The sequence below is a fragment of the Streptomyces sp. NBC_01261 genome (assembly GCF_036226385.1).
In the GTDB taxonomy this organism is placed as follows: Bacteria; Actinomycetota; Actinomycetes; order Streptomycetales; family Streptomycetaceae; genus Streptomyces.
This window is the reverse complement of record NZ_CP108463.1, coordinates 1,241,567-1,263,011: the sequence shown is the minus strand read 5'-3', so window position 1 is coordinate 1,263,011 and position 21,445 is coordinate 1,241,567. Positions and strand designations below refer to the sequence as shown.

General features: G+C 69.1%; 21 protein-coding genes. 9 read left to right on the top strand and 12 right to left on the bottom strand.

From position 1 onward, the window contains the following. Window positions 1–43 precede the first annotated feature (43 nt). The gene (locus OG226_RS05570; RefSeq protein ID WP_329348146.1) at window positions 44–916 is read right to left on the bottom strand and encodes a VOC family protein; all 873 of its coding nucleotides are present in this window, start codon (window positions 914–916) and stop codon (window positions 44–46) included. Between the two features lie 168 nt (window positions 917–1,084). Between OG226_RS05570 and OG226_RS05565 the strand changes: the two genes are divergently transcribed. From OG226_RS05565 to OG226_RS05550, 4 genes are all read left to right on the top strand, one after another. Continuing rightward, window positions 1,085–1,945 (top strand): alpha/beta fold hydrolase, encoded by an 861-nt coding sequence (locus OG226_RS05565; protein WP_329348145.1) that lies wholly within the window; start codon window positions 1,085–1,087, stop codon window positions 1,943–1,945. Between the two features lie 36 nt (window positions 1,946–1,981). Then, on the top strand, window positions 1,982–2,608 hold the full coding sequence (locus OG226_RS05560; RefSeq protein WP_329348144.1) for a TetR/AcrR family transcriptional regulator: 627 nt from the start codon (window positions 1,982–1,984) through the stop codon (window positions 2,606–2,608). 162 nt (window positions 2,609–2,770) lie between these two features. Continuing rightward, the gene (locus tag OG226_RS05555) at window positions 2,771–3,211 is read left to right on the top strand and encodes a DM13 domain-containing protein (RefSeq protein WP_328675568.1); all 441 of its coding nucleotides are present in this window, start codon (window positions 2,771–2,773) and stop codon (window positions 3,209–3,211) included. Window positions 3,212–3,237: 26 nt separating this feature from the next. Beyond that, complete coding sequence (locus OG226_RS05550; protein ID WP_329348143.1) at window positions 3,238–3,717, top strand: hypothetical protein; 480 nt, start codon at window positions 3,238–3,240, stop codon at window positions 3,715–3,717. A 4-nt stretch (window positions 3,718–3,721) separates the two neighbouring features. Here OG226_RS05550 and OG226_RS05545 read toward each other — a convergent pair whose 3' ends face one another. Then, window positions 3,722–5,329, bottom strand: coding sequence for an FAD-dependent oxidoreductase (locus OG226_RS05545; protein ID WP_329348142.1), 1,608 nt, complete (start codon window positions 5,327–5,329; stop codon window positions 3,722–3,724). Between the two features lie 232 nt (window positions 5,330–5,561). On the opposite strand from OG226_RS05545, the gene OG226_RS05540 reads away from it, so the two are divergent. From OG226_RS05540 to OG226_RS05525, 4 genes are all read left to right on the top strand, one after another. Beyond that, window positions 5,562–6,434 (top strand): 2-keto-4-pentenoate hydratase, encoded by an 873-nt coding sequence (locus OG226_RS05540; protein ID WP_329348141.1) that lies wholly within the window; start codon window positions 5,562–5,564, stop codon window positions 6,432–6,434. Beyond that, window positions 6,431–7,381: an acetaldehyde dehydrogenase (acetylating) gene (locus OG226_RS05535; protein WP_329348139.1), complete on the top strand. Its 951-nt coding sequence runs from the start codon at window positions 6,431–6,433 to the stop codon at window positions 7,379–7,381. The genes OG226_RS05540 and OG226_RS05535 overlap by 4 nt, the downstream gene beginning before the upstream one ends. Continuing rightward, complete coding sequence (dmpG, locus tag OG226_RS05530; RefSeq protein ID WP_329348138.1) at window positions 7,378–8,388, top strand: 4-hydroxy-2-oxovalerate aldolase; 1,011 nt, start codon at window positions 7,378–7,380, stop codon at window positions 8,386–8,388. Before OG226_RS05535 ends, dmpG begins: the two co-directional genes overlap by 4 nt. A gap of 185 nt (window positions 8,389–8,573) precedes the next feature. Then, window positions 8,574–9,395, top strand: coding sequence for an IclR family transcriptional regulator (locus OG226_RS05525; protein ID WP_443066865.1), 822 nt, complete (start codon window positions 8,574–8,576; stop codon window positions 9,393–9,395). A gap of 17 nt (window positions 9,396–9,412) precedes the next feature. Here the strand turns inward: OG226_RS05525 and OG226_RS05520 are convergent, their stop codons facing one another. The 6 genes from OG226_RS05520 to OG226_RS05495 form a co-directional block, all read right to left on the bottom strand. After that, window positions 9,413–9,892, bottom strand: a complete 480-nt coding sequence (locus tag OG226_RS05520) for a hypothetical protein (RefSeq protein ID WP_329348137.1) — start codon at window positions 9,890–9,892, stop codon at window positions 9,413–9,415. A 19-nt stretch (window positions 9,893–9,911) separates the two neighbouring features. Further along, window positions 9,912–10,655: an SDR family oxidoreductase gene (locus OG226_RS05515; protein ID WP_329348136.1), complete on the bottom strand. Its 744-nt coding sequence runs from the start codon at window positions 10,653–10,655 to the stop codon at window positions 9,912–9,914. Next, entirely contained in the window at window positions 10,648–11,394 is a 747-nt protein-coding gene (locus OG226_RS05510; protein ID WP_329348135.1) for a TetR/AcrR family transcriptional regulator, read from the bottom strand. The genes OG226_RS05515 and OG226_RS05510 overlap by 8 nt, the downstream gene beginning before the upstream one ends. A gap of 144 nt (window positions 11,395–11,538) precedes the next feature. Next, window positions 11,539–12,837 (bottom strand): ThuA domain-containing protein, encoded by a 1,299-nt coding sequence (locus tag OG226_RS05505; protein ID WP_329348134.1) that lies wholly within the window; start codon window positions 12,835–12,837, stop codon window positions 11,539–11,541. Window positions 12,838–12,863: 26 nt separating this feature from the next. Further along, window positions 12,864–15,086 carry an RICIN domain-containing protein gene (locus tag OG226_RS05500; RefSeq protein WP_443044577.1) on the bottom strand — a complete coding sequence of 741 codons (2,223 nt, stop codon included), beginning with the start codon at window positions 15,084–15,086 and terminating at the stop codon, window positions 12,864–12,866. 53 nt (window positions 15,087–15,139) lie between these two features. Further along, window positions 15,140–16,513 carry a ricin-type beta-trefoil lectin domain protein gene (locus OG226_RS05495; RefSeq protein WP_328675558.1) on the bottom strand — a complete coding sequence of 458 codons (1,374 nt, stop codon included), beginning with the start codon at window positions 16,511–16,513 and terminating at the stop codon, window positions 15,140–15,142. A 305-nt stretch (window positions 16,514–16,818) separates the two neighbouring features. On the opposite strand from OG226_RS05495, the gene OG226_RS05490 reads away from it, so the two are divergent. Continuing rightward, window positions 16,819–17,328, top strand: a complete 510-nt coding sequence (locus tag OG226_RS05490; RefSeq protein WP_329348133.1) for a hypothetical protein — start codon at window positions 16,819–16,821, stop codon at window positions 17,326–17,328. Here OG226_RS05490 and OG226_RS05485 read toward each other — a convergent pair. From OG226_RS05485 to mgrA, 4 genes are all read right to left on the bottom strand, one after another. Further along, on the bottom strand, window positions 17,282–18,175 hold the full coding sequence (locus OG226_RS05485; protein ID WP_329348132.1) for an alpha/beta fold hydrolase: 894 nt from the start codon (window positions 18,173–18,175) through the stop codon (window positions 17,282–17,284). The two genes, OG226_RS05490 and OG226_RS05485, sit on opposite strands and share 47 nt — an antisense overlap. A gap of 102 nt (window positions 18,176–18,277) precedes the next feature. Then, the gene (locus tag OG226_RS05480) at window positions 18,278–18,985 is read right to left on the bottom strand and encodes an NPP1 family protein (protein WP_443044916.1); all 708 of its coding nucleotides are present in this window, start codon (window positions 18,983–18,985) and stop codon (window positions 18,278–18,280) included. Window positions 18,986–19,273: 288 nt separating this feature from the next. Next, on the bottom strand, window positions 19,274–20,272 hold the full coding sequence (locus OG226_RS05475) for a Dyp-type peroxidase (protein ID WP_443044915.1): 999 nt from the start codon (window positions 20,270–20,272) through the stop codon (window positions 19,274–19,276). Window positions 20,273–20,333: 61 nt separating this feature from the next. Beyond that, window positions 20,334–21,377, bottom strand: coding sequence for an L-glyceraldehyde 3-phosphate reductase (mgrA, locus tag OG226_RS05470; protein WP_329348131.1), 1,044 nt, complete (start codon window positions 21,375–21,377; stop codon window positions 20,334–20,336). Between the last annotated feature and the right edge of the window lie 68 nt (window positions 21,378–21,445).

Here is a 21,445-nt window from a genome sequence, read left to right as displayed (position 1 = left end):
CCACGGCCTGGGACCGTGGGGCTGCTCCTCTTGCGTGTTCGGGTCAGCCGGCGGGCTGCGGCGGCGGGGTGAAGCGGTGGCCCCAGAACGCGCCGTCGGTGATCTCGTAGACCGGCACCGGCTCCGGCACCTTCAGGCCGTTCCAGCCGAACTCGACGGCGTAGTTCTCCGGCGACCACACATAGAACGACACCATGTGGTCGTTGGTGTGCTTGCCCAGCGAGTGCATCATCGGCACGTCGAGCTTCGCGGCCCGGTCCAGGGCGCGGCCCACGTCGTCCAGTGTCTTCCCCTCGACCATGAAGTGCAGCAGCCGCCCGGGGCCCGGTGCCGGGGTGACGCCCAGGGTGTGGTGGCGGGGGTTGCAGCCCATGAACCACGTCGTGCCGCCCGGTGAGCGCATCGTGTTGCGCTCGATGAAGCCGAGGACGTTGACGTAGAAGTCGAAGGTGCCCCGCGCGTCCTCGGCGGAGACGATCGCGTGCCCGAAGCCCATGTCGCCGGTCAGGAAGCCCGAGACCAGCGGCGTGTGCACCGGGACGTGGTCGAGGATCGCGCCGTAGAACAACTCGACAGGGTTGCCGCCAGGGTCGTTGAACTTGACGAAACCGGTGACCCTGCGTTCCGCGGCCTCGTCCTCGGTGCCGGCGGTCACCTTGATGCCGGTCTTCTCGACGTCGGCGACGAGCCGCGCCAGTTCCCGCTCGTCGATCACCTCGAAGCCCAGGGCGGTCATCCCGCTCTGCGAACCGGGGGAGACCACGACGCGGGCCGGACAGTCGTCCATCCGGTAGTACAGGGATTCCGGGTCGCCGCCCTCGACAGGCATCAGGCCGAGGAAATCCGTCCCGAACACCTTCCATTTCCCGATGTCGCTGGACTCCAGCCGTACATACCCGAGTGAGCGCACACCCATCAGGTTCTCCCATCACCGTCGTCAACTCCTGGCAGCCCGACGCTAATCAGCCCGGCCGACCACGGGTCGTGCACGTCCCACTGATCGGGAGGAGCAGGGCGCCGGGCCGGGACGCGGTGGCACGGTGACTGTCGCCCGTCACCCCGCGACCGGAGGTCACGCACCGCCATGACACTCACCGCTGAGGACACTCTGCGCGAACTGCACACCGCCGAAGGCACGTTGCGCTACCACGAGGCGGGCGACGGGCCGCCCCTGCTCCTGTTGCACGGCTCCGGCCCCGGCGTGACCGGCTGGCGCAACTACCGGGGAAACCTCCCCGTTTTCGCGAAGCACTTCCGCTGCCTCGCCCTGGAATTCCCCGGGTTCGGGGTCAGCGACCCGACCGACGAGAACCCCATGACGGCGGCCCCGAAAGCCGTCCTGCGCTTCCTCGACGGCCTCGGCCTCGACCGGGTCGACGTCATCGGGAACTCCATGGGCGGCTTCGTCGCCGCCGGACTCGCCGTCGCCCACAAGGACCTGTTCCGCCGGGTCGTCACCATCGGCGGCGTGGGCCGCAACATCCTCTCGCCGGGCCCCAGCGAAGGCCTCAACCTGCTCGTCGAGTTCGCCGAGAACCCGACCCGCGAGAACCTGGTCCAGTGGCTTCGGTCGATGGTCCACGACCCGGCCCTGCTCACCGAGGAACTCATCGAGGAACGCTGGCAGACCGCCACCGTCCCCGCGACCCTGGAGGCCTCCCGCCGGATCTACGGCCGCCAGGCCATGGCCGCCATGCAGGCCGCGCAGGCACACTCCGACCAGCCCATCTGGGCCGCCCTCCACAAGATCACCGCGCCCACCCTGCTGACGTGGGGACGCGACGACCGGGTCACACCGCTGGAGAGCGCGTTGCTCCCGATGCGTACCATTCCGAAAGCGGAACTGCATGTGCTGCCCGACTGCGGCCACTGGGCCATGATCGAGCAGAAGGAGGCCTGGGAGAGCACGGTCCTGGCCTTCCTGACCCGCCCCGAGGCAGCCTGAGCGTCGGCGGGAGCACCGGACGACATGGGGGACGACGTGGCGAGACCCGCTGAGGGACGGCAACCGGCGGCCCCGATGTCGAGCCGGCAGATCGCCCGCCGGGTCCGCATCCTCCGCGCCGCCTCCGAACTCGGTGCCCGCGAGGGGCTGGCCAGCGTGCAGATGCACGACGTGGCCAAGGAGGCCGGCGTCGCCATCGCCACCCTGTACCGCTACTTCCCGTCCAAGCCGTACCTGTTCATGGCCGTCCTGGAGTGGCACATCGAGCAGTACCTCGGCGGACACGAGAACGGTCAGGAGAACCTCGCCGCGGACGACGAGGGCCCGGACGCCGCCGCCGAGATCGCGGAGCTGCTCATCACGCTCAGCGTGAAGCTGCTCGACAGCCCCCTGCTCGCCTCGGCGGTGGCACTGTCGTCGTTCACCGAGTACACGAGCGTCGTCCCGGCCCGCACGGACCTCGTCGACAGCGCCCTGGGACAGGCCATCCTGCGCCTGCTCGGCGGCGGCGTCCGAGAGGCCTCGGAGACCGACCGCAGCAGGGCGCGCCTGCTCATCTACGGCTGGTGGGGACTGTTCGTGGCCATGCTCACCGAGGAACTCTCCACCGCCGAGGCGGAGACCACCATGCGCCTGGCCGCACGGCTGCTCCTCACGCCGTAGTCGTCGTGGTCACCGTGGTCGCCGCGAAAATGTGAAGCAATTCTTACGTCCCCCCGGTCGCGGGGTCATTTCCCGTATTCCGTAGGTAGCTTGGTTCCCGTCGGCGGCAGCCCGTTCCTCTTGCCGCCGATTCCCAGCGGAATCAAGAACAGGAAGTTCGGCATGCGGAAAATCGGGTTTGTCGGCGTGGCCCTCGTTGCTCTTTCCTTCACGCTCACGGCGTGCGGCGGGTCCGACAACAGCGACAACACCTCGAAGGCGGCGCCCACCATGTCGGCCTCGAAGGCGGCGATGCAGTCGGCGGACAGGGCGGGAATGTTCGCGGGGCTCAACGGCAAGAAGGTGACCGGCGCCGCGAAGGTGAGCGGTTCGGGCGTCACGCTCTCCGGCTTCAAGTCCGACGAGGGCCCGGACCTGCATGTGTACCTCACGAACGGCACGGACGAAGCGGCCGTGTCGGCGGGCAAGCAGCTCGGTGCCGTCAAGTTCGACAAGGCGTCCCAGATGTTCGCGCTCAACGGCGTCGACGCGTCCATGTACAGCAACGTGGTCATCCACTGCGACAAGGCGAAGGCGGTATTCGGCGCCGCGAAACTGTCATGAGGACGTCCCTTTCACGACCGGCTCTGATGGCGGCGGCTCTCGCCGGCGCGATCAGAGTCACCCTCGGTGTCCTGTGGCTCCATGAAGGAACGCTGAAATACCGGGCGCACTTCGGGGCGGCGGACATCCTGCTGGTGGCGAACAGCGCGAAGTCGAACAGCAGGGTTCCGGGTTACTTCAAGAGTTTCTCGGATGTCACACTCGCGGAATGGCCGCATTTCTTCGGCTTCGCGATGCCCCTTCTGGAGACAGCGCTGGGAGTCGCCCTCGTGTTGGGGGTGTTCTCCTTGCCCGCGTCTTTCATGTCGGCTTTCACCTTGCTGACGTATTGGAGCGCGGACCAGCTCATCACCGAGTATCCGATCATGCTCGCCCTTTCGACGGTGGTCGTCGCCTGGCCGCTGATGGCTTCACACTTCTCCGCGACGACCCTCGCGGAAAGGGCCGTAGGTCGAAAGCGTCCGGACGTGGTCGTGTTCCGGGAGCCGTTCCGTCGCTGGCTCTGACACGTCAGTCCGTGCCGCTCGTGATGTCCAGCACCGCCAGGTACGAGAACGCGACACTCGAACCGATGGGAGCACCCGCGCCCGGGTACACGCGTCCCGTCATCGCGGCCGCGGTGTTGCCCGCCGCATAGAGCCCCTCGATCGGCGTGCCGTCCGGGCGCAGCACCCGCGCGTGCTCGTCGATCTTGAGGCCGCCCTTGGTACCGATGTCGGCCGGGAGGATGGTCGCGACATAGTACGGCGGGGTGTCGAGCGGGGGCAGCAGCGGGTTGGGCCAGTCGGTCGTGGGTGGCGGTGCCGGGTAGTTCAGCTCGGGCAGGGCGGGGAAGCCCAGGACGTACTGAGCCGTCTGGTCCCAAGGTGTCTCGCCACGATGGAACTTCTCGTCGACCCCGGTGTGCGCGTAGCCGTTGAACTCCTCGATGGTCGCGCGCAGCGCATCGAGCGGTACGTCGATCAGCCTTGCCAACTCCTCAAGGGAATCAGCCCTCTTGAGCGCACCCGACTCGAACCACTCGGGCCGGACCGGCTGGTCGTGGGGGCCGCCGAAGCTGTCCCGGTCGAGCTGGCGCTGGTCGATGATCCAGTGGGCGGGGATGTGGGAGACGCCCGTGGTGGCATGCAGGTGGACTATCTCGCGGCCCGCCTGGTCGTAGGGGCGGGTCTCGTTGACGAAGCGTTCGCCCGACGCGTTGACCCAGATCCCGCCCCGGGTGCCCGTGTGGAAGAGCGGCAGGCCGTCCGGCCACACGAGTCCGGGCGTGAACCAGGCCGCGTCGAGCAGGTCGGTGGCGGCACCGACCGCGATGCCGGCCTGGAGCGCGTCGCCCGTGTTGCCCGGGGCGCCGTGGGTCCACTCGCTGCCGCGCTCCGGAACCGGCTGGTACTTCGCTCGCAGTTCGCGGTCGCGCTCGAAGCCGCCGGCCGCGAGGATCACCCCACCCGTGGCGCGGAACGTGACCTGTTCGCCGTCGCTCACGGCCTGCACGCCGACAACCCTGCCGTCCTCGACGACGAGGCTCTCCAACGCGGTGTCGAGGCGGAGCGAGCCGTGGCCCGTCTCCAGGAACGCCGCCAGCGTCCTGCCGATCAACGCACGGCCGCCGCTGAGGACCGGGCCTTCGTCGTGGCCCCACCGCTGGGCGGGCAGGCAGGCGCGGACGAGTTGGGCGTGTGCTCCGAGTTCGGCGACGGTGACCTGCGGCGGGAACACGGTGTGCCCGGTGGGGGACGAGCCGGCGACCGACGGATAGTAGTCCGGCACCGGGAGATGCACGAACGACTGGAACCACGGATTCTGCTCCAGCTCGTCGATCAACCGCACACCTGCCCGCAGGTAGGCATCCTGAAGCGGTTCGCGTGACTCGTCGTCGACGCAGTCGCGCAAGTAGGTCCTGGCGTCCTCGACACTGTCGTCGAGCCCGGCCCGCCGCATCGGCGCGGAGCCGGGGTACCACAGACCGGCACCGGAGTAGGCGGTCGTGCCGCCGACCCGGTCGGTCTTCTCGATGACGAGTGTGCGCAGGCCGCGCGAGGCGGCGGCATAGGCACCGACCAGTCCTCCGCCCGACCCGACGACGATCACGTCGTAGACGTCCTCGTTGCTGGCCAAGATGACCTCCTCGGGTGTGCTGACGTTCTCGACGGCCGAGCGCGGCTCCACGCCACAACCTCTCGCGATGTGCCGGGCGACGGTATCGAGCCAACTCCACCGCTCCGGCCGGTCATCTCGCTGAGCGAGACCGCCTCTCCACCCCCGGATCGAGTCCCGGTGAGCGGAACGCGCGGGACCGTGACCGGGCACCGATGCCCAGGCTGGAGACCATCACGAGGTGAGGATGCGAATGACAGACGTTTGGGAACCGAGGACGGTGGCGGACCGTGAGGCGGCGGTGGCCGAGGCGGTCGTACGACTGACGCGCGCGGCCCGCGACCGTCAACCCTGCGCTCCCGTACGGGACGTGCTCGGCGCCACCGACATCAGCCTCGCCTACGCCGTCCAGCAACGCATCGTGGCCGACCGGATCGCCGCCGGAGCACGGGTGGTCGGCCGCAAGATCGGACTCACCTCCGAGTCGGTGCAGCGCCAAGTCGGCGTCGACCGGCCCGACTTCGGGGTGCTCCTCGCCGACATGGACGTCAGCGCGCTGCCGGCCGTGCCGAGCGAACGGCTGCTGCAGCCCAGGGTCGAGGCCGAGATCGCGTTCGTCCTCGCCGCCGACCTCGACGAGGACGATCTCGACATCGAGCAGGTGCGGGCCGCTGTGGCGTATGCCGTCGCCGCGCTGGAAATCGTGGACAGCCGGGTCGCCGCCTGGGACATCGCGATCACCGACACCGTCGCCGACAACGCGTCCAGCGGGCTGTTCGTGCTCGGCGGCGAGCGCGTCGAGTTGAAGGCGTTCGATACCCGGGGCGTGTCCATGCGGCTCTACGCCGACGGGAAGCTCGCCTCGGCGGGCGACGGCACGGCCTGCCTCGGTGATCCCCTTGCGGCGCTGCTGTGGCTGGCGCGCACCGCCCGGGAGTTCGGCGACCCGCTGCGGGCCGGACAGGTCGTGCTCTCCGGAGCGCTGGGGCCGCTCGTCCCCACCCCGCCGGGAGTCACCGTACGGGCCGAGATGTCGGGCCTCGGCACCGTGACCGCGACGTTCTCCGACGGAGCGGAACCAGCCAACTCATCCGACTCATCGGACTCTTCGAAGGAACAGGGATGACGAAGACCAAGGTGGCCATCATCGGTTCCGGCAACATCGGGACCGACCTGATGATCAAGGTGCTGCGGCTGTCCGACACCCTGGAGATGGCCGCGATGGTGGGCATCGACCCGGGCTCGGACGGCCTCGCCCGCGCCGCACGCCTCAAGGTGCCCACCACGCACGAGGGCGTGGACGGGCTGATTCGGATGGACGGCTTCGACGGCATCGGGATCGTCTTCGACGCCACGTCCGCGAAGGCGCACGTCGAGAACGCCAAGCGCCTCGCCCTGTACGGCAAACGGCTCGTCGACCTCACCCCAGCGGCCATCGGCCCGTACGTCGTGCCGCCGGTCAACCTCGACGAGCACCTCGCGGGCGATGCCGACAACCTCAACATGGTCACCTGCGGTGGCCAGGCCACCATCCCGATCGTGCACGCGGTCAGCCGGATCACACCGGTGCCGTACGCCGAGATCGTCGCCTCGATCGCCTCGAAGTCGGCCGGCCCCGGAACCCGGGCCAACATCGACGAGTTCACCGAGACGACCTCCGCGGCGATCGAGAAGGTGGGCGGTGCCCGGCGGGGCAAGGCGATCATCGTGCTCAATCCGGCCGAGCCGCCGCTGATCATGCGGGACACCGTGTACTGCCTGATCGGGGACGCGGACCAGGAGCAGATCCGGGCCTCGGTCGAGGGCATGGTGGACGCGGTCGCCGAGTACGTGCCCGGCTACCGGCTCAAGCAGCAGGTGCAGTTCACCCCGATCCCCGCCGGAGATCCGGTGCACACACTCTTCACCGGCGACGCCTCCGAGGTCACCACCAAGGTGTCCGTGTTCCTCGAAGTCGAGGGCGCCGCACACTACTTGCCCGCCTACGCGGGCAACCTCGACATCATGACCTCGGCCGCCCTGCGGGTCGCAGAGCGCATCGCCCAGCGCTTCTCCACGGAGGTGACCCGATGACCCCCAGGCTCTATGTCCAGGACGTCACCCTCCGGGACGGCATGCACGCCATCCGGCACCGGATCACACCCGCGAAGGTGGCAGCCATCAGCGCGGCCCTGGACCAGGCGGGCGTGGATGCCATCGAGGTGGCCCACGGCGACGGCCTGTCCGGCGGCAGCCTCAACTACGGTCCCGGCAGCAACACCGACTGGGAATGGATCGAGGCCGCGGCCGGCGCCATCCACCGGGCGACGCTCACGTCCCTCCTGCTGCCCGGCATCGGCACCATCGCCGAGCTCAAGCAGGCGTACTCGCTGGGCGTCCGTTCGGTCCGCGTCGCCACCCACTGCACCGAGGCCGACGTGGCGGCCCAGCACATCGCCACCGCCCGCGAACTCGGCATGGACGTCTCCGGCTTCCTGATGATGGCCCACATGACCGACCCCGCCGAACTCGCCCGCCAGGCACGGCTGATGGAGTCCTACGGCGCGCACTGCGTGTACGTCACCGACTCTGGCGGCCGGCTGACCATGGACGGCGTGCGCGACCGCATCCGTGCCTACCGTGACGTACTCGACCCGGACACCCAGATCGGCATCCACGCGCACGAGAACCTCTCCCTCTCGGTCGCCAATTCGGTGACCGCGGTGGAGGAGGGCGTGACCCGGGTGGACGCGTCCCTGGCGGGACAGGGCGCGGGCGCGGGCAACTGCCCGATCGAGCCCTTCATCGCGGTGGCCAACCTCCTTGGCTGGGAACACGGTTGTGACCTGTTCGCGCTCCAGGACGCCGCCGACGACCTGGTCCGCCCGCTCCAGGACCGGCCGGTCCGGGTCGACCGGGAGACCCTCACCCTCGGCTACGCGGGGGCGTACTCCAGCTTCCTGCGGCACGCCGAGACCGCCGCCGGACAGTACGGCCTCGACGCGCGCACCATCCTCCAGGAGGTCGGCAGGCGGGGGCTGGTCGGCGGGCAGGAGGACATGATCGTGGACATCGCTCTCGACCTGACCCGAGGCTGTTGATCGCGTTTTTCCATCAAGTCGCCGCTTCCCGGCCGTGCCCCGGGGGGCGGCGCTTTCATGCATTGTTTAGACCGGGCGTACCAATAAACTCGTGCACGCCTCTTGGCCCGCGTCCGATGCCGTTGATACGTTGACGCCGGCGCCGAACTAGAATTGATTTCAGTTTGAGCAGAGAGGCATTGACGATGACGTCTGCCCTTCGCCTGGACCCGCGATACGAGGCCGACCGGCATGCGCTGCCGCCGTCGATGATGGAGCGCGTGACGCTGATCATGGACCTCTTCGAGCGGCCCCAGACACATCTCACCCTCGAAGTGGTGTCCCGCCGGACCCACTTGCCGCGCTCGACCACCCACCGGATCCTCGACCAACTGGTGCGCCTGGACTGGCTGCACCACACGGTCGCCGGGTACGCGCTGGGACCGCGGGCGCTCGGTCTCGGCGGGCGGGAGATCGGGCACAGCACGCTGCGGGCGGCGGCAGCGCCCCAACTCCTCGACCTGGCCGTCCGCACGAAAATGGTCGTCCATCTCGCTGTGCTCGACGGCCCGGAGATCTACTACCTCGACAAAGTGGGAGGCCGGGCGGCGGTCGACATCCCCTCCCGGGTCGGCGGACGCGCGGTCGCTCACTGCACCGGGCTCGGGAAGGCCATGCTGGCCTGGCTGAGCCCGGAGGAGATCGACGCCCGCTACCAGCAGGCGATGGAGTGCCGCACCTCGCACAGCATCGGCCGACTCGACCTGCTCCACCGCGAGTTGGGTACCGTGCGCCGTCGCAACGGGCTCGCGATCGACCGGGGCGAGTGTTTCCCCGACCTGGGCTGCGTCGGCCTCGCCCTGCGCGGACCCGACGGCCCGGTCGGCGCGATCTCGGTCGTCGGGGACGGCCGTGCGCCGCTGGAACTTGTCGCTCCGCTGGTCGTCAACGCCGTACGGGCCGTGTCCGAGGATCTGTTCGGGGGCGGGGAGTCGTATCGGCGGGAAGTGGCGGACGCGGTGAGGTAGTCGGGGCGGGCGGGCCGTCACGAGGACGCGGAGATCCAGCCGTCGTTGTTCCGGTGGCGGTCTAGGCCCACGGCCGCGAACTCGTCCTCGCCCAGTCCGCTCGCCGCGCCCAGTCGACGCAGAACGTGCGAGATCGGGCTGGGCGTACGGAAGAGCCGCAGCTTCCTCGGCTTGTCCCACGGGCCCGCCGCGAGTGGCCCGTCGGCCCACAGAGCGGCCCGTTGCCGACCGACCCCACCGAAGTACTCGGCCTCCACATCGGCGACCGGCCCTGCGGCGGACCACTCGGCGAGCGTCTTCTCGAAGCCGCCGGGCAGCAGCCGGAACCCCGGGGGCTCGGTCGAGCCGCCGTCCGTGACGGCGTCGAAGACCTCGTCCGTCATCGGCTTCAGCGCCAGCCCCTGGGCGAGAGTCGCCGCTCGGGCGCCGGGCACGTGCTGTGCTGCGGAACGGAGCGGTGCGTCTCCGGCGATCATTGCCCGCAGTTCGTACGCCATCTCTGGATTCTTCTCCCCGTCACGCCAACCCGCCGTTGGCGAACAGCACTTGGCCGTTGATCCAGCGTGCCGGGCCCGCGAGGAACGCGACCGACTCGGCGATGTCGTCCGGGGTGCCGAGGCGCTCCAACGGGGCCGCCTTGGCGAGGTTCTGGACCGTCGTCTCGTCCTTGCCGTCGAGGAAGAGGGGCGTTGCGGTCGGGCCGGGGGCCACCGCGTTGACGGTGATGTCCTTGCCGCGCAACTCGCGGGCCAGCACCAGGGTCATCGCCTCGACCGCGGCCTTGCTCGCCACGTAACCGCCGTACGTCGGGAACTTGGTGCGGGTGACGGTGGTGGAGAAGTTGATGATCGCGCCGCCCGCGCGCACCCGGCGGGCCGCCTGTTGGGAGACGACGAACGTGCCGCGGATGTTGGTGCGGTGCATGCGGTCGAGGTCGTCGAGGTTCATCGTCGCGATGGGCGAAAGGACCATGATCCCGGCGGTGTTGACGACCACGTCCAGCCCGCCGAACTCCGCCTCGACGGTGTCGAAGGCGGCGGCCATCTCCTGTTCGTCGGCCACATCGCCGCCGACGGGGATGGCCCGGCCGCCGGCCGCGGTGATCGCGGCGACCGTCTCGTCGGCGCGGGACTTGTTGCCGGCGTAGTGCACGCCTATGGCGATGCCGTCCTTGGCGAGGCGTTCCGCGACCGCGCGGCCGATGCCGCCGGAGCCGCCGGTGACCAGGGCGACGCGGGTGGGGGTGTCGGTGTCAGTCATGGTGAGGGCCCTTCCGTGAGGTGGGGAGCTGAGTCGAGGCGGGGAGCTGTGTGGAGCCGGGGATCTGCGTGAGCCACTGCCCCAGCAGGGCCGACTCCGCGGGGGTGAACGGTTCGGGGGTGAGGTCGTCGAGGGACGAGAGCAGCGTGGTCGCCGCCGCCGTACGGGCGTCGTCGTGGGCCGTCGTGTCCGCCGCCGGGACGAGCAGGATCGCCTGGACCATCGCGTCGCGGACGAGTGCCGACAGTCCGGCGTCCGGGTACAGCTCGGGGCGGGTGATCAGCCCCAGGGCCACACCGTTGGTGGCCGTCATGACCATCTGCGCCGCGATCGCGGGCGCGATCCGCATCCGGCCCTGCGCGGCGAGCCGCTCCAGCACCGCGCGGAGGATCCGCAGCGCCTCCCGCGCCGCCTCCGGTGTGGAGCGCAGCGCCGGGGCGAACATCAGCTTGTAGGCGTTGGGATGCGCCAGCGCGAACGCCACATGGCTGTCCCACCCGGCGAGCAGGTCCTGCAAGGGGTCCGCCGACTTCTCCGCGGCGCGCTTCGTCTCCAGGTACTGGTCCCACACGTGGTCGACCGTCGCCGCCAGCAGCCCGTCCTTGTCGCCGAACAGCCGGTACAGCACGGGCTGTTGGACACCCGCCGCCTCGCACACCGCGCGCGTCGAGACGTCGCCGCTCGGCGACTGGGCGATCAGCTCCGCCGCCGCCTCGATTATCAGCGATCTCGTGTTCATGTAAGCGACGATAACACGCGTTTGTATCGATGACAACAATCTGCTGTTAGCGACGAAAGCACGGGGGCGAGGGTGAAGACAAAGGGGCGCCCCCGCCGCATCGACACGCGATGCGGCGGGGGCGCCCCTGGCCGCCGGACAGGCTCAGGACTGCACGGCGAGTTGGAAGGCCTGCGCGGTGGAGCCGTCACAGGTCCGTTGGGTGAGCTGGACACTGTTCGTCGCCGCGGTGGCGGCCGTCAGGCACTTCCCGCTGTGCCGGGCGATGAAGTGGTAGGCCCCGCTCGTCTCCTTCACGGGCTGCCACTGCTGGTTCGTGCCACCGGAGTAGGCCCACAGCTGCAACGGCGCGTTGTCCGCCGTCGAGCGGTCGGTCACGTCGATGGCCTGCGCCGGGTTGCCGCGCGCGGTGATCTCCATGTAGCCGCTGTCGGTGGAGCGGAACTGGTACTGCTGTGCCGCCGTACCGTTGCAGGCGTACTGCTGGATCGCCGTCCCGTTGGCCGTGGCCGCCGAACGGGCGTCAACGCACGTGCCGTTGCCGCCGTTCTTGACGGAGTACCAGGACGTCTCGGAGATCGGGGTGTCGGTCGGCGGCGTCGAAGTGCTGCCCCCGCCGAGCCACTTGAGCCCGTTCAGCAGGAACTGGTTCTGGGTGGCGCTCGCGAACGTCGACGACAGGCGCGTGTTGGTCGTGTAGTTCATCGCGTTGTGACCGAAGTTCGCGTAGAGCATCTTGTACTTCGTGTTGGTCCAGATGATCGGGTAGTACCCGCTGTACCAGGACTGGTTGGGATCGGTGCCGACCGGGAAGCTGCTCGGGTCGATCGACGCCAGGATCTTGATGTCCGGGTTCTGCCGCAGATCGTTGGACCAGCTGTACCACTCGCTGACCGACGAGGTGAACGTGGCCGGCAGGGCGGCGGTGGGCGGGATCGAATGGTCCTCGACCTTCAGGGTCACCGCGGTCGGACCCCAGGTGTTGGACACGAAGTTCCCCGAGCCGAGGAACGTGTTGTGGTACCAGGACCAGCTCGCCGCGTCCGTCGTGAAGGCGGAGACGTGGAAGCCCATGAAGCCGCCGCCACCCCTCATGTACGCCTCGAAACCGGTGCGTTGGGCGGCCGTCTGCGGCAAGTCGTCGAGGAACAGGACGACTTGGTACGCGTTGACCCCGCCGTTGGCAAGCAGGTCCCAGTTGGTGCTGGACGTGTAGGTGTAGCCGTTCGCCGCGGCCTGCTGCGGGAACCAGACGTTCGCCTCCTTCTCGAAGTCGATGTGCGCCGCGTCGTACGTCCCGCTGTAGAGGGCGAGAACCTTGAACGGCGTCGCCGCGGTGCTCGCGTGGGCGGCGGGCGGTGCCACCGCGAAGCCCAGCACCGTCGCCAGGAGGAGCAGGACCCGCAGGGCCGTGCGGGTGGAACCGGATCTGATGGTGTTCATCTGGTGATCGATCCTTTCCGTGCGGTCTACGGGTAGTTGGTCAAGTAGGCGACGTTGGTACTGGAGTTGGACGGTCCGCCGGTGCTGTTGATGATGTGGCTGATCGTGCCGACCCCGCCCAGCGAGACGGTGACCATGTCGTGGAACTTGACCCCGGACACGCTCGGCACCTCGAAGGAGTGGTCGGCGACCACGCTCGAATTGCTGCTGAAGTAGCAGTAGCTGCCAAGTCCCCACGCCTCGTGGCTGGTTACGTTGGCGGCGACCTTGTAGGCGGGATAGCCCTTGCCTGAGCCGTTCATCCAGGAGGCCTGGTTCGGCGGGTCGTAGGGCATCTCGTTCTGGAAGAAGTACGTTCTGCCGCCGTTGCCGTTCCAGACGACCTGGGTCTTCTGGAAGTGCTCGACGAAGAGGCCGTACGCCGTCACGTTGGCGCCGTTGACGATCAGCCCGGTGTCGGCGGTGTTGGTGGTCCAGCCGACCGTGCCGGAGTTGCCGTGGTCGGCCCGCCAGATCCAGGTGTGGTCGATGATCGTGTTGGCGCTGTTGATGACAAGGGAGTTGGTGGCCTTGCCGACGGTGGCGCCGCCGATGCGGACGAAGACATCGGACAACTGCGTCGGGTCGGACGCGTGGGTGGCGGTCGAACCGGACGGGCCGATCTGCACCAGGGTCCCGGAGTTGGTGGTGCCGGCGTCGATCAGCAGGCCCGCCAGCTCGATGCCGTCCACGTCGGCCGTGGAGATCGCGGTGATCCCGCCGTCCGGCACGAAGGTGGCCAGGCCCATGCCCAGCACGACCGTGTCGGGGCGGGTGATGTTGAGCGTCTGGTTGAGGTGGTAGACGCCCGGGGTGACCAGGAGGTTCTTGCCGGCCGCGAGGGCGGTGTTCATGTCGGCCGCGGTGGCGCCGGGCTTGACGATGTAGAACTGGTCGATCGGCAGGGACTTGCCCGCCGGGGTCTTCCCGCTCCACGTCGTACCGACGGCGTTCGACTGCAGTCCGGGCACGAACACCTGGTAGGCGCCCGCGCTGTCGACGTAGAGGAAGGGCTTCTCGCGGATCGTGGGGGAGCTGGCGACGTTGGTGTACGTCGGGAAGGACTGGGCGGGTGCGCCCTGGTCGCCGACGAAGACCATGTTCCAGTTGGAGCCGGACCAACTGCCCATCGTGGAGTTCCGGGTGAGGAACTGCTGCTGCGAGCCGGACTGGATCTGGCCGTCGACCTTGGTGTCGGAGATGAAGCCGCCGCTGGACCAACCACCGTCGTCCAGCGCCAGGTTGCCGCGCACGTGCATGCGCCGGTACGGGGCGGCCTGCGAGACGGCCCAACGGTCGGTGCCACCCGTGGGGTTGACCGACAGGTTCTCGGCGTCGCGCCAGAAGTTCTGGGTCGCGTTGCCCTGGAACCAGTCTGCCTCCGCGTGCACCGCGCCGTTGATCGTCACGTCGTCCGGCGAGAAGCCGAGACCGGCGACCTGGGTGTAGAAGCCGACGTTGGCGTTGGCGCTGTAGGTGCCGGGCTTGAACAGCAGGGCCTGGCGGGCCGAGCCGAACTGGTTGGTCTGCTGCTGGGAGAAGACCGAGTCCAGCTTGGACTGGATGCTGGACGCCGACATCGACGGGTCGAACACCGTCACGTTGGGGCCGAAGTCCGGGGTGCCCGGCGGGTTCGTGGAGACGGTGCCCAGCGTGAAGGACTGCGCGGCCGTGCCGTTGCAGGTGTACTGCGCCAACTGCACGCTGTCCGCGGTGGAGGCGCTCGGCACGTCGAGGCACTTGCCGCTGTTGCGGTTGACGAAGTGGTAGGCGCCGTCGGACTCGGCGACCGGCAGCCACTGCTGGTTGTTGCCGCCGGAGTACGTCCACAGCTGGATGAGCGCGGAGTCGGCGGTCGAGACGCCGGTGACGTCCCAGGCCTCGGCCGCGTTCAGGTTGCTGTTCACCCGGTAGTAGCCGCCGTCGGTGGCGACCAACTGCCAGTTCTGCGCGGTGCTTCCGTTGCACGTGTACTGCTGGACGGCGGTGCCGTCGGCACTCGCGGCCGAGCGCGCGTCGACGCACTTGCCGCTGCCCTTGTTGACCACGGTGGTGTACCCGGTCGGGAGCGCGGCGGCGGCCGTGCTCGCCGCGCTCGCCGAACCCTGCGTGGCGAACTCGATTCCGGTCACGGTGGTCGCCACGAGGGCGACCGCCGTGAGCGCTCTCGGTATGGCGTGGCGGCCGGTCAGTCTTTTCCGTCTGAGCACGGATTCTCCTGTGGTGATGGGGGGTGGGGAGAAAAGGTCGGAGGGGGCGGCGGTCAGCCGGTGTACTGGGCGAAGATGCTGGTGAACTGCCAGTTGCTCTGGCTCACGCCCGAGCACGTGTCGTCGTTCGGGTAGGCACCCGGGCAGGGACGGTCACGGTTGGCCGACCAGAACGTCAGCCGCGCGAGGTGGTGCGCCTGCGCGTAGCCGAGGATGGTCTGGAAGTCGGCGGTGGTGACGGTCTCGTTGTTGTCGGTGATGCCGTTCATGGACGAGATGCCCATGTCCCGGTAGGCCGCGTCGTCGCTGTAGCCGTACGCGTTCTTCAGCGCGGTCTTGAGGCCTTCCGCGGCCCGCTGGGTGAGCGTGCCCATGTTCTGGCCGGCGCCGCCGAAGTCGAACGGCATGATCGTCCAGGCGTCCACGGTCAGCCCGGAGGACGCGGCACGGTTGATGAGGCTGGTGTCGGGGCCGCTCTGGCCGGTGCCGATGGTGACGTACACCTTGATGCCCGGGTTGTTGGCCTTGACGGTCTTCAGCGCGTCCACGGTCCGCTGCTGCACGGTCCCGTTGCTGTACGCGTCGGCCTCGATGTCGATGTCGATGGCCTTCAGCGAGTAGGCGCTGATGACCTTCTGGTAGGCCGCCGCCAGTTCACTCGCGCTGGAGCAGGAGCTCTCCAGCTTGTTGCCGCTGTAGCCGCCGAAGGACGGGACGACGTCACCGCCGCCCGCCCGGACCGTGTTGATGGTCTGCTGGTCGACCCCGCCGGTCAGCGCGCGGCCACCGTCCCACTGCGGGTTGCAGTAGCCGTTGCTCAGGACGAACGCCAGCGTGAACCACTTCACGCCGGTCGCGTTCATGACAGTCGTAGGGCTGGGCGGGTTTCCCCAGCCGTTGTACAGGTAGGGGGCCACGGCCATCGGGGAGGACGTGGGCGGCGGGGTCGTGCCGCCGCCGGCGGGGGCGGTCCACTTCTGGTTGGCGGCGCCGGTGCAGGTCCAGATCTGGGTGCGGGTGCTGTTGGCCGTGGAACTGCCGGTGACGTCGAGGCACTTGTTGGCGGCCGGGTTCACGATGTCGCGCGCGGCGCTGACCGTCCACTGCTGGTTGGCGCTGCCACCGCACGTCCACAGCTGGAGCTGGGCGCCGTTGGCGGTCGAACTGCCGGTGATGTCAAGGCACTTGCCGAGGGCTCTGATGGTTCCGTCGGAGCCGACCGTCCATTGCTGGGCGGCGGTGCCGTTGCAGTCGTAGGTCTGTACGGCCGTGCCGTCGGCGGAACTCGCGCCGGCGACGTCGAGACACTTGCCGCCGAGGCCGGTGATGGTGCCGGTCGCGGCCGAGGCGGAGGGGGCTGCGAGGGTGCCGACGGCGGTGAGGCCGAGGGAGAGGGCGAGAGCGCAGCGCAGGGCGAGGCGTTGCATGACGAGGGGCCTTTCGTCCTGGGTGGGGGGTGGACGCCGCCGGCGTGAGGGCGGTGAGAGGTGAACACGAGTGTTCACATATGTGAGCGGGGAATGCATTCATGGGAGGTCTGTTGGCTGGTGAACCTAAAGGTCTGCACCAAAGCCGTCAAGAGGTGCGACCGGAGAAGTCCCGCACGTCATGGCTGAGTTGAGAAGTTGTAGGCGAAGGAAAAGAAATCACCAGGACCATTGAGTGGCCGGTTCCCACAGGTCACACTGTGCGGGATTCGTGATGATCGTCGGGCCGGCGTGTCGGAGGAACCATGAGCGCAGCGGGGACCGCGGAGGTCGCAGTCCGGCACATACTCAGTGACAAGGTCACGGGCGGAATCCTCAGACCGAAGACGCGCACGATCACCTGGGCCTCCGCCCACTACACCGTCGAGCGGCCCCCGTCGGGCAAGCACACGGTGGAGCTGACCTGCACCGAGTGCTCGGCGTCCCTGCTGGCCGAGGTCCGTGACCCGTCCACCACCCGTACGCGCGCGGCCGTCATGCGTGTCATCGGGATCGTGTGCGCGGTCGTGTTCTTCGCCGCCCTCGCCTACGCCGTCCACGAAGGCGGCAAGACCCTTCCCGAGGGGCAGTCGCTCCCGGTCCTCTTCCCGATCAGCGTTGTCGCCGTCGTCGTCACCTTCGTCGCCGGGCCCACGTTCTACGTGCACGGCCGGAACTACAACGGCGTCAGCATGCTCGACGCCCCCAAGCCGCGCCGCGGGCACCAGATCAGGCCGGTGCGGGCGGAGCGGTCGCGCGTACGAACTCGCCGATGAGCCGGGCGAGTTCGGCCGGCCGGTCCAACGGGAGCAGCGTGTAACCGTCGGCCACCTCCACCAGCCGCCCCTGCGGGAGGAGTTGGGCCAGCCGGCGCCCGTGCTCGGGCGGCATCACCCGGTCCTCGCTGGCCCACACCACCAGCTCTGGACGGTCGAACTCCCGTAGCCGCAGGGCGGTTTGCTCCAGCAGGCGGCGCCCGTCCGCCGACGCGGCACGCAGCACGCGTACGGCGTCGCGGCGGATCTCCGGCTGCCGCCGCACCGGCTCCGTCCAGCGCGCGGTGACCGCGTCCCCGCGCTTCGTCAGCCACCCGAACGCGAACGGCAGGCGGCGCAGCGCCCGTACCCGCATCTGCCGCATGAACTGCCCGAACAGCCACGGCGAAAGACGCCCCGCGAGCACGAGCGTGCGGCCCGTCAGGCCCGGCGGGAAGTTGTCGAACGCCTCGCAGGAGACGAGCACCACCCGCCCCACGCGCGCGGAACCCTCCGCCATCAGCAGCTGCACCAGCGCCCCGCCGGTGTCGTTCCCGACGAGTGTGACGTCCCGCAGATCCAGCCGGTCGAGGAGTTCCGTCACGAGCCGGGCGACCCCGGGCAGTGACAGGTCGGCGTCCGCGCGCATCGGGTGGCGGTGCGCGCCGAGCGGGAGGGTCGGGGCCACGCACCGGTGCGTGGCGGACAGGTGGGAGACCGGGGCGGCCCACAACGACGCGTCCATCAACAGCCCGTGCAGCAGCACCAGGACGGGACCGTCGCCGCCCGTGTCCTCGTACGCGACGGGCCCGGCCGAGAGTTCGATCAGATGCTGTGCGGTCGTCGCGGCCGGTTCGGTCCTGGTCATGAGCGCCTCCCGTGAGTGTCCGCACTCAAGAGGGCGGGGGAGGGCCGAAGTGTGACACCGGCGTCGGCGGTGAACCCGCCGACGCCGGCGCCTACTTGAGCGTCACGCGTTCGGGTCGAAGGAGATCCCGGACGGCTTCGCGATGGACAGCGCGTAGTTGAAGTCGCTGTCCCTGATCTTCAGCGTGGCGGAGCCGAAGTCCGCGCCCAGGAGCTTGTCCTTGAGGCCGGCCGGGTAGCCGTTCCAGCCCACCAGGCGCGGGTAGAACCAGTTGCCGGTGGCGTTCTCCGCGGGCTCGTCGTTGGTGTTGGCGAAGCGGAAGTCGTGCGAGCCGATGCCGTCCTTGTGGTAGACGATCTTGGGGTGCGTGCCGTCGAAACGCACCCCCGAGGCCGCGGACACCTGGTACGCGGAGTGCTGCGAAACCGACACGTACTGGACTGTGTTGTCCTTGATCCACACCACGACATGCTCCCAGTCGTGGGTGTGACCGATCGCCGCCGGACCCAGGGTGACCTGGTCCTTCTCGAAGTAACTGGCGTACATCACCGCGCACCAGTCGTTGTTGCACTTCTCGCGCGAGTACGTGTTGGAGTTGTTCAGCTGGGCGAGGTCGTGGCAGTGCCCGTTGACGTCGCCGCCGAGCTTCAGCCCGGGGTTGAGGGTGCCGTCCGTGCCGATGGCGGCCGTGGCGTAGCAGCCGTCGCCGTCGTAGTCGTAGGCCGGGGAGAAGCTCTGCTCCAGGCCGTCCGCGTTCTGCGGGAGTGCCTGCAGGACGGAGGCCTGGGCGGCCGTCGCCTGCCCGACCACGAGGGCCAGCGCCCCGAGGACGGTGACGACGGCGGAGCGGCGAAGGCGCCGGGTGCGCGTCCGGGGCTTCGCCGCTCTCGCGGAGTTGTCGGTGGGGGGTGTCAGTTCGGGCACGCCGACTCCAGTTCTGAACTGTGGGGGCGCTACTGGATGCGCCAGGTCCAGACCTTTGCAGTCGGGTGTGCGCACGTCAACACCCTTGCGATGTACGGGCCTTGGCCCACCGCTGAATTTTCCGGCGCCCCCTGCGCCGGACTCCGGAAACGGCTCGGCGACCGGGCCCGGACGTCACCCGTCCGATCGGTCGGGAAGGTCCGGAAGGTCGTCCAGGAAGTCCGCGGAAGGGACGTGGAAAAGACTTCCGGTGACGGCCGTGGAGAAGTCCAGGATGCGGTCGTGGGACGCCGAGTCGGTGCCCAGGAACATGTTGCGCAGCATCTGCTCGGTGACCGAGGGCGTCCGGGCGTACCCGATGAAGTAGGTGCCGAACTCGCCCTGTCCCGCGCTGCCGAACGGCATGTTGTCGCGCAGGATCTTCCGCTCGGTGCCGTCCGGGCCGGTGATGACGTTCAGCGCGATGTGCGAGTCGGCCGGCTTGACGTCGTCGTCCATCTCCATGTTGGTCAACTTGCTGCGCCCGATGGCCCGTTCCTGCTGCTCCACCGGCAGCGCGTTCCAGGACGCCATGTCGTGGACGTACTTCTGCACGATCACGTAGCTGCCGCCCGCGAACTCCGGGTCCTCGCCACCGATCACCACCGCCTCGCGGGCCACCTGTCCGACCGGGTTCTCGGTGCCGTCGACGAAGCCCAGCAGATCCCGCACGTCGAAGTACTGGAACCCGGACACCTCGTCGGCCACGGAGACCGCACCGCTCAGCCGCCCCATGATCTCGGCGGCCAACTCGAAGCACAGGTCGGCCCGTACGGCCTTGATGTGGAACAGCAGGTCACCCGGGGTGGAGACGGCCGTGTGGCGTTCGCCGACGAGTTCGCGGAACGGATGCAGCTCGGCGGGGCGCGGACCGGCGAACAGCCGGTCCCACACCTCCGACCCGATGCCGGTCACACAGCTGAGCCGCCCGTCCGGCGCGCGGAACCCGATGGACCGGATCAACCCGCCGAGATCTTCGAGGAGTTGGCGCGCCGTCTCCTCGCCCCCCGGCTCCACGGTGACGACCAGGAAGGTCGCGCTCGGGGTCAGCGACTCCAGCACCGCCTGAGTCGTCGGGACGCTCCCGCCGCCGATGCTGCCGTCCGTGTGCTCGACCGAGCCGTCAACTGTCATGTACGTCATGCCTCCGCGGTGTCCTGGGAAGTGCCGGCCATGACGGCCGGCACTGTGCGACTCAGCCGAGTTTCCCAGTCCGCGCGTCCTGCCACAGGTCGACGCCGCCGTCGACGGCGTACGAGTCGATCTCGGCCAGCTCCTCGGCGCTGAAGGCGAGGTTGTCGAGCGCGGCGACGTTCTGTTCGAGCTGCTCCGTGCGGGACGCGCCGATGACCAGCGAGGTGACCCGCTCGTCGCGCAGCGCCCAGGCGAGCGCCATCTGCGCCAGGGTCTGCCCGCGCCGCCCCGCGATGTCGTTCAGCGCGCGCAGCCGCCGAACCATGTCCTCCGTCAGCCAGCCCGCGTCGAACGACGTGCCCTGCGCGGCCCGCGACCCCTCCGGGATCCCGTCCAGGTACCGCCCGGTCAGCAGCCCCTGCGACAGCGCGGTGAACCCGATCACCCCGAAGCCCTCGTCCCGCGCGGCGTCGAGCAGCCCGTCGTCCTCGATCCACCGGTTGAGCAGGTTGTACGACGGCTGGTGGATGAGGAGCGGAGTGCCCAGTTCGCGGAGGATGGCGGCGGCCTCACGGGAGCGCTCCGCGTCGTAGGAGGAGATGCCGACGTAGAGCGCCTTGCCCTGGCGGACGGCCGTGTCCAGCGCGCCCATGGTCTCTTCGAGCGGGGTGCCGGCGTCGAGGCGGTGGGAGTAGAAGATGTCCACGTAGTCGAGGCCCGTGCGCTTCAGCGACTGGTCGAGCGAGGCCAGGACGTACTTGCGGGAGCCGCCGCCCTGGCCGTACGGTCCGGGCCACATGTCCCAGCCGGCCTTCGTGGAGACCACCAGCTCGTCCCGGTAGGGCGCGAGGTCCTGCTTCAGCAGCCGGCCGAAGTTCTCCTCGGCGGCACCGTAGGGCGGGCCGTAGTTGTTCGCCAGGTCGTGGTGGGTGATGCCCAGGTCGAAGGCGCGCAGCGCGATCTCACGCTGCGTCTCGAACGGCCGGTCGTCACCGAAGTTGTGCCAGTAGCCCAGCGACAGCAGGGGCAGGTCGAGCCCCGAGCGGCCGGTGCGGCGGTAGCGCATGGTGCCGTTGTAGCGCTCAGGATCTGCGACGTGGGTCATCGGGAGGTCTCCGCGAGGTGCATGAGGGGTGTGCCGTCGGCGTCGGGGTGGCCGACACGCCTACTGTG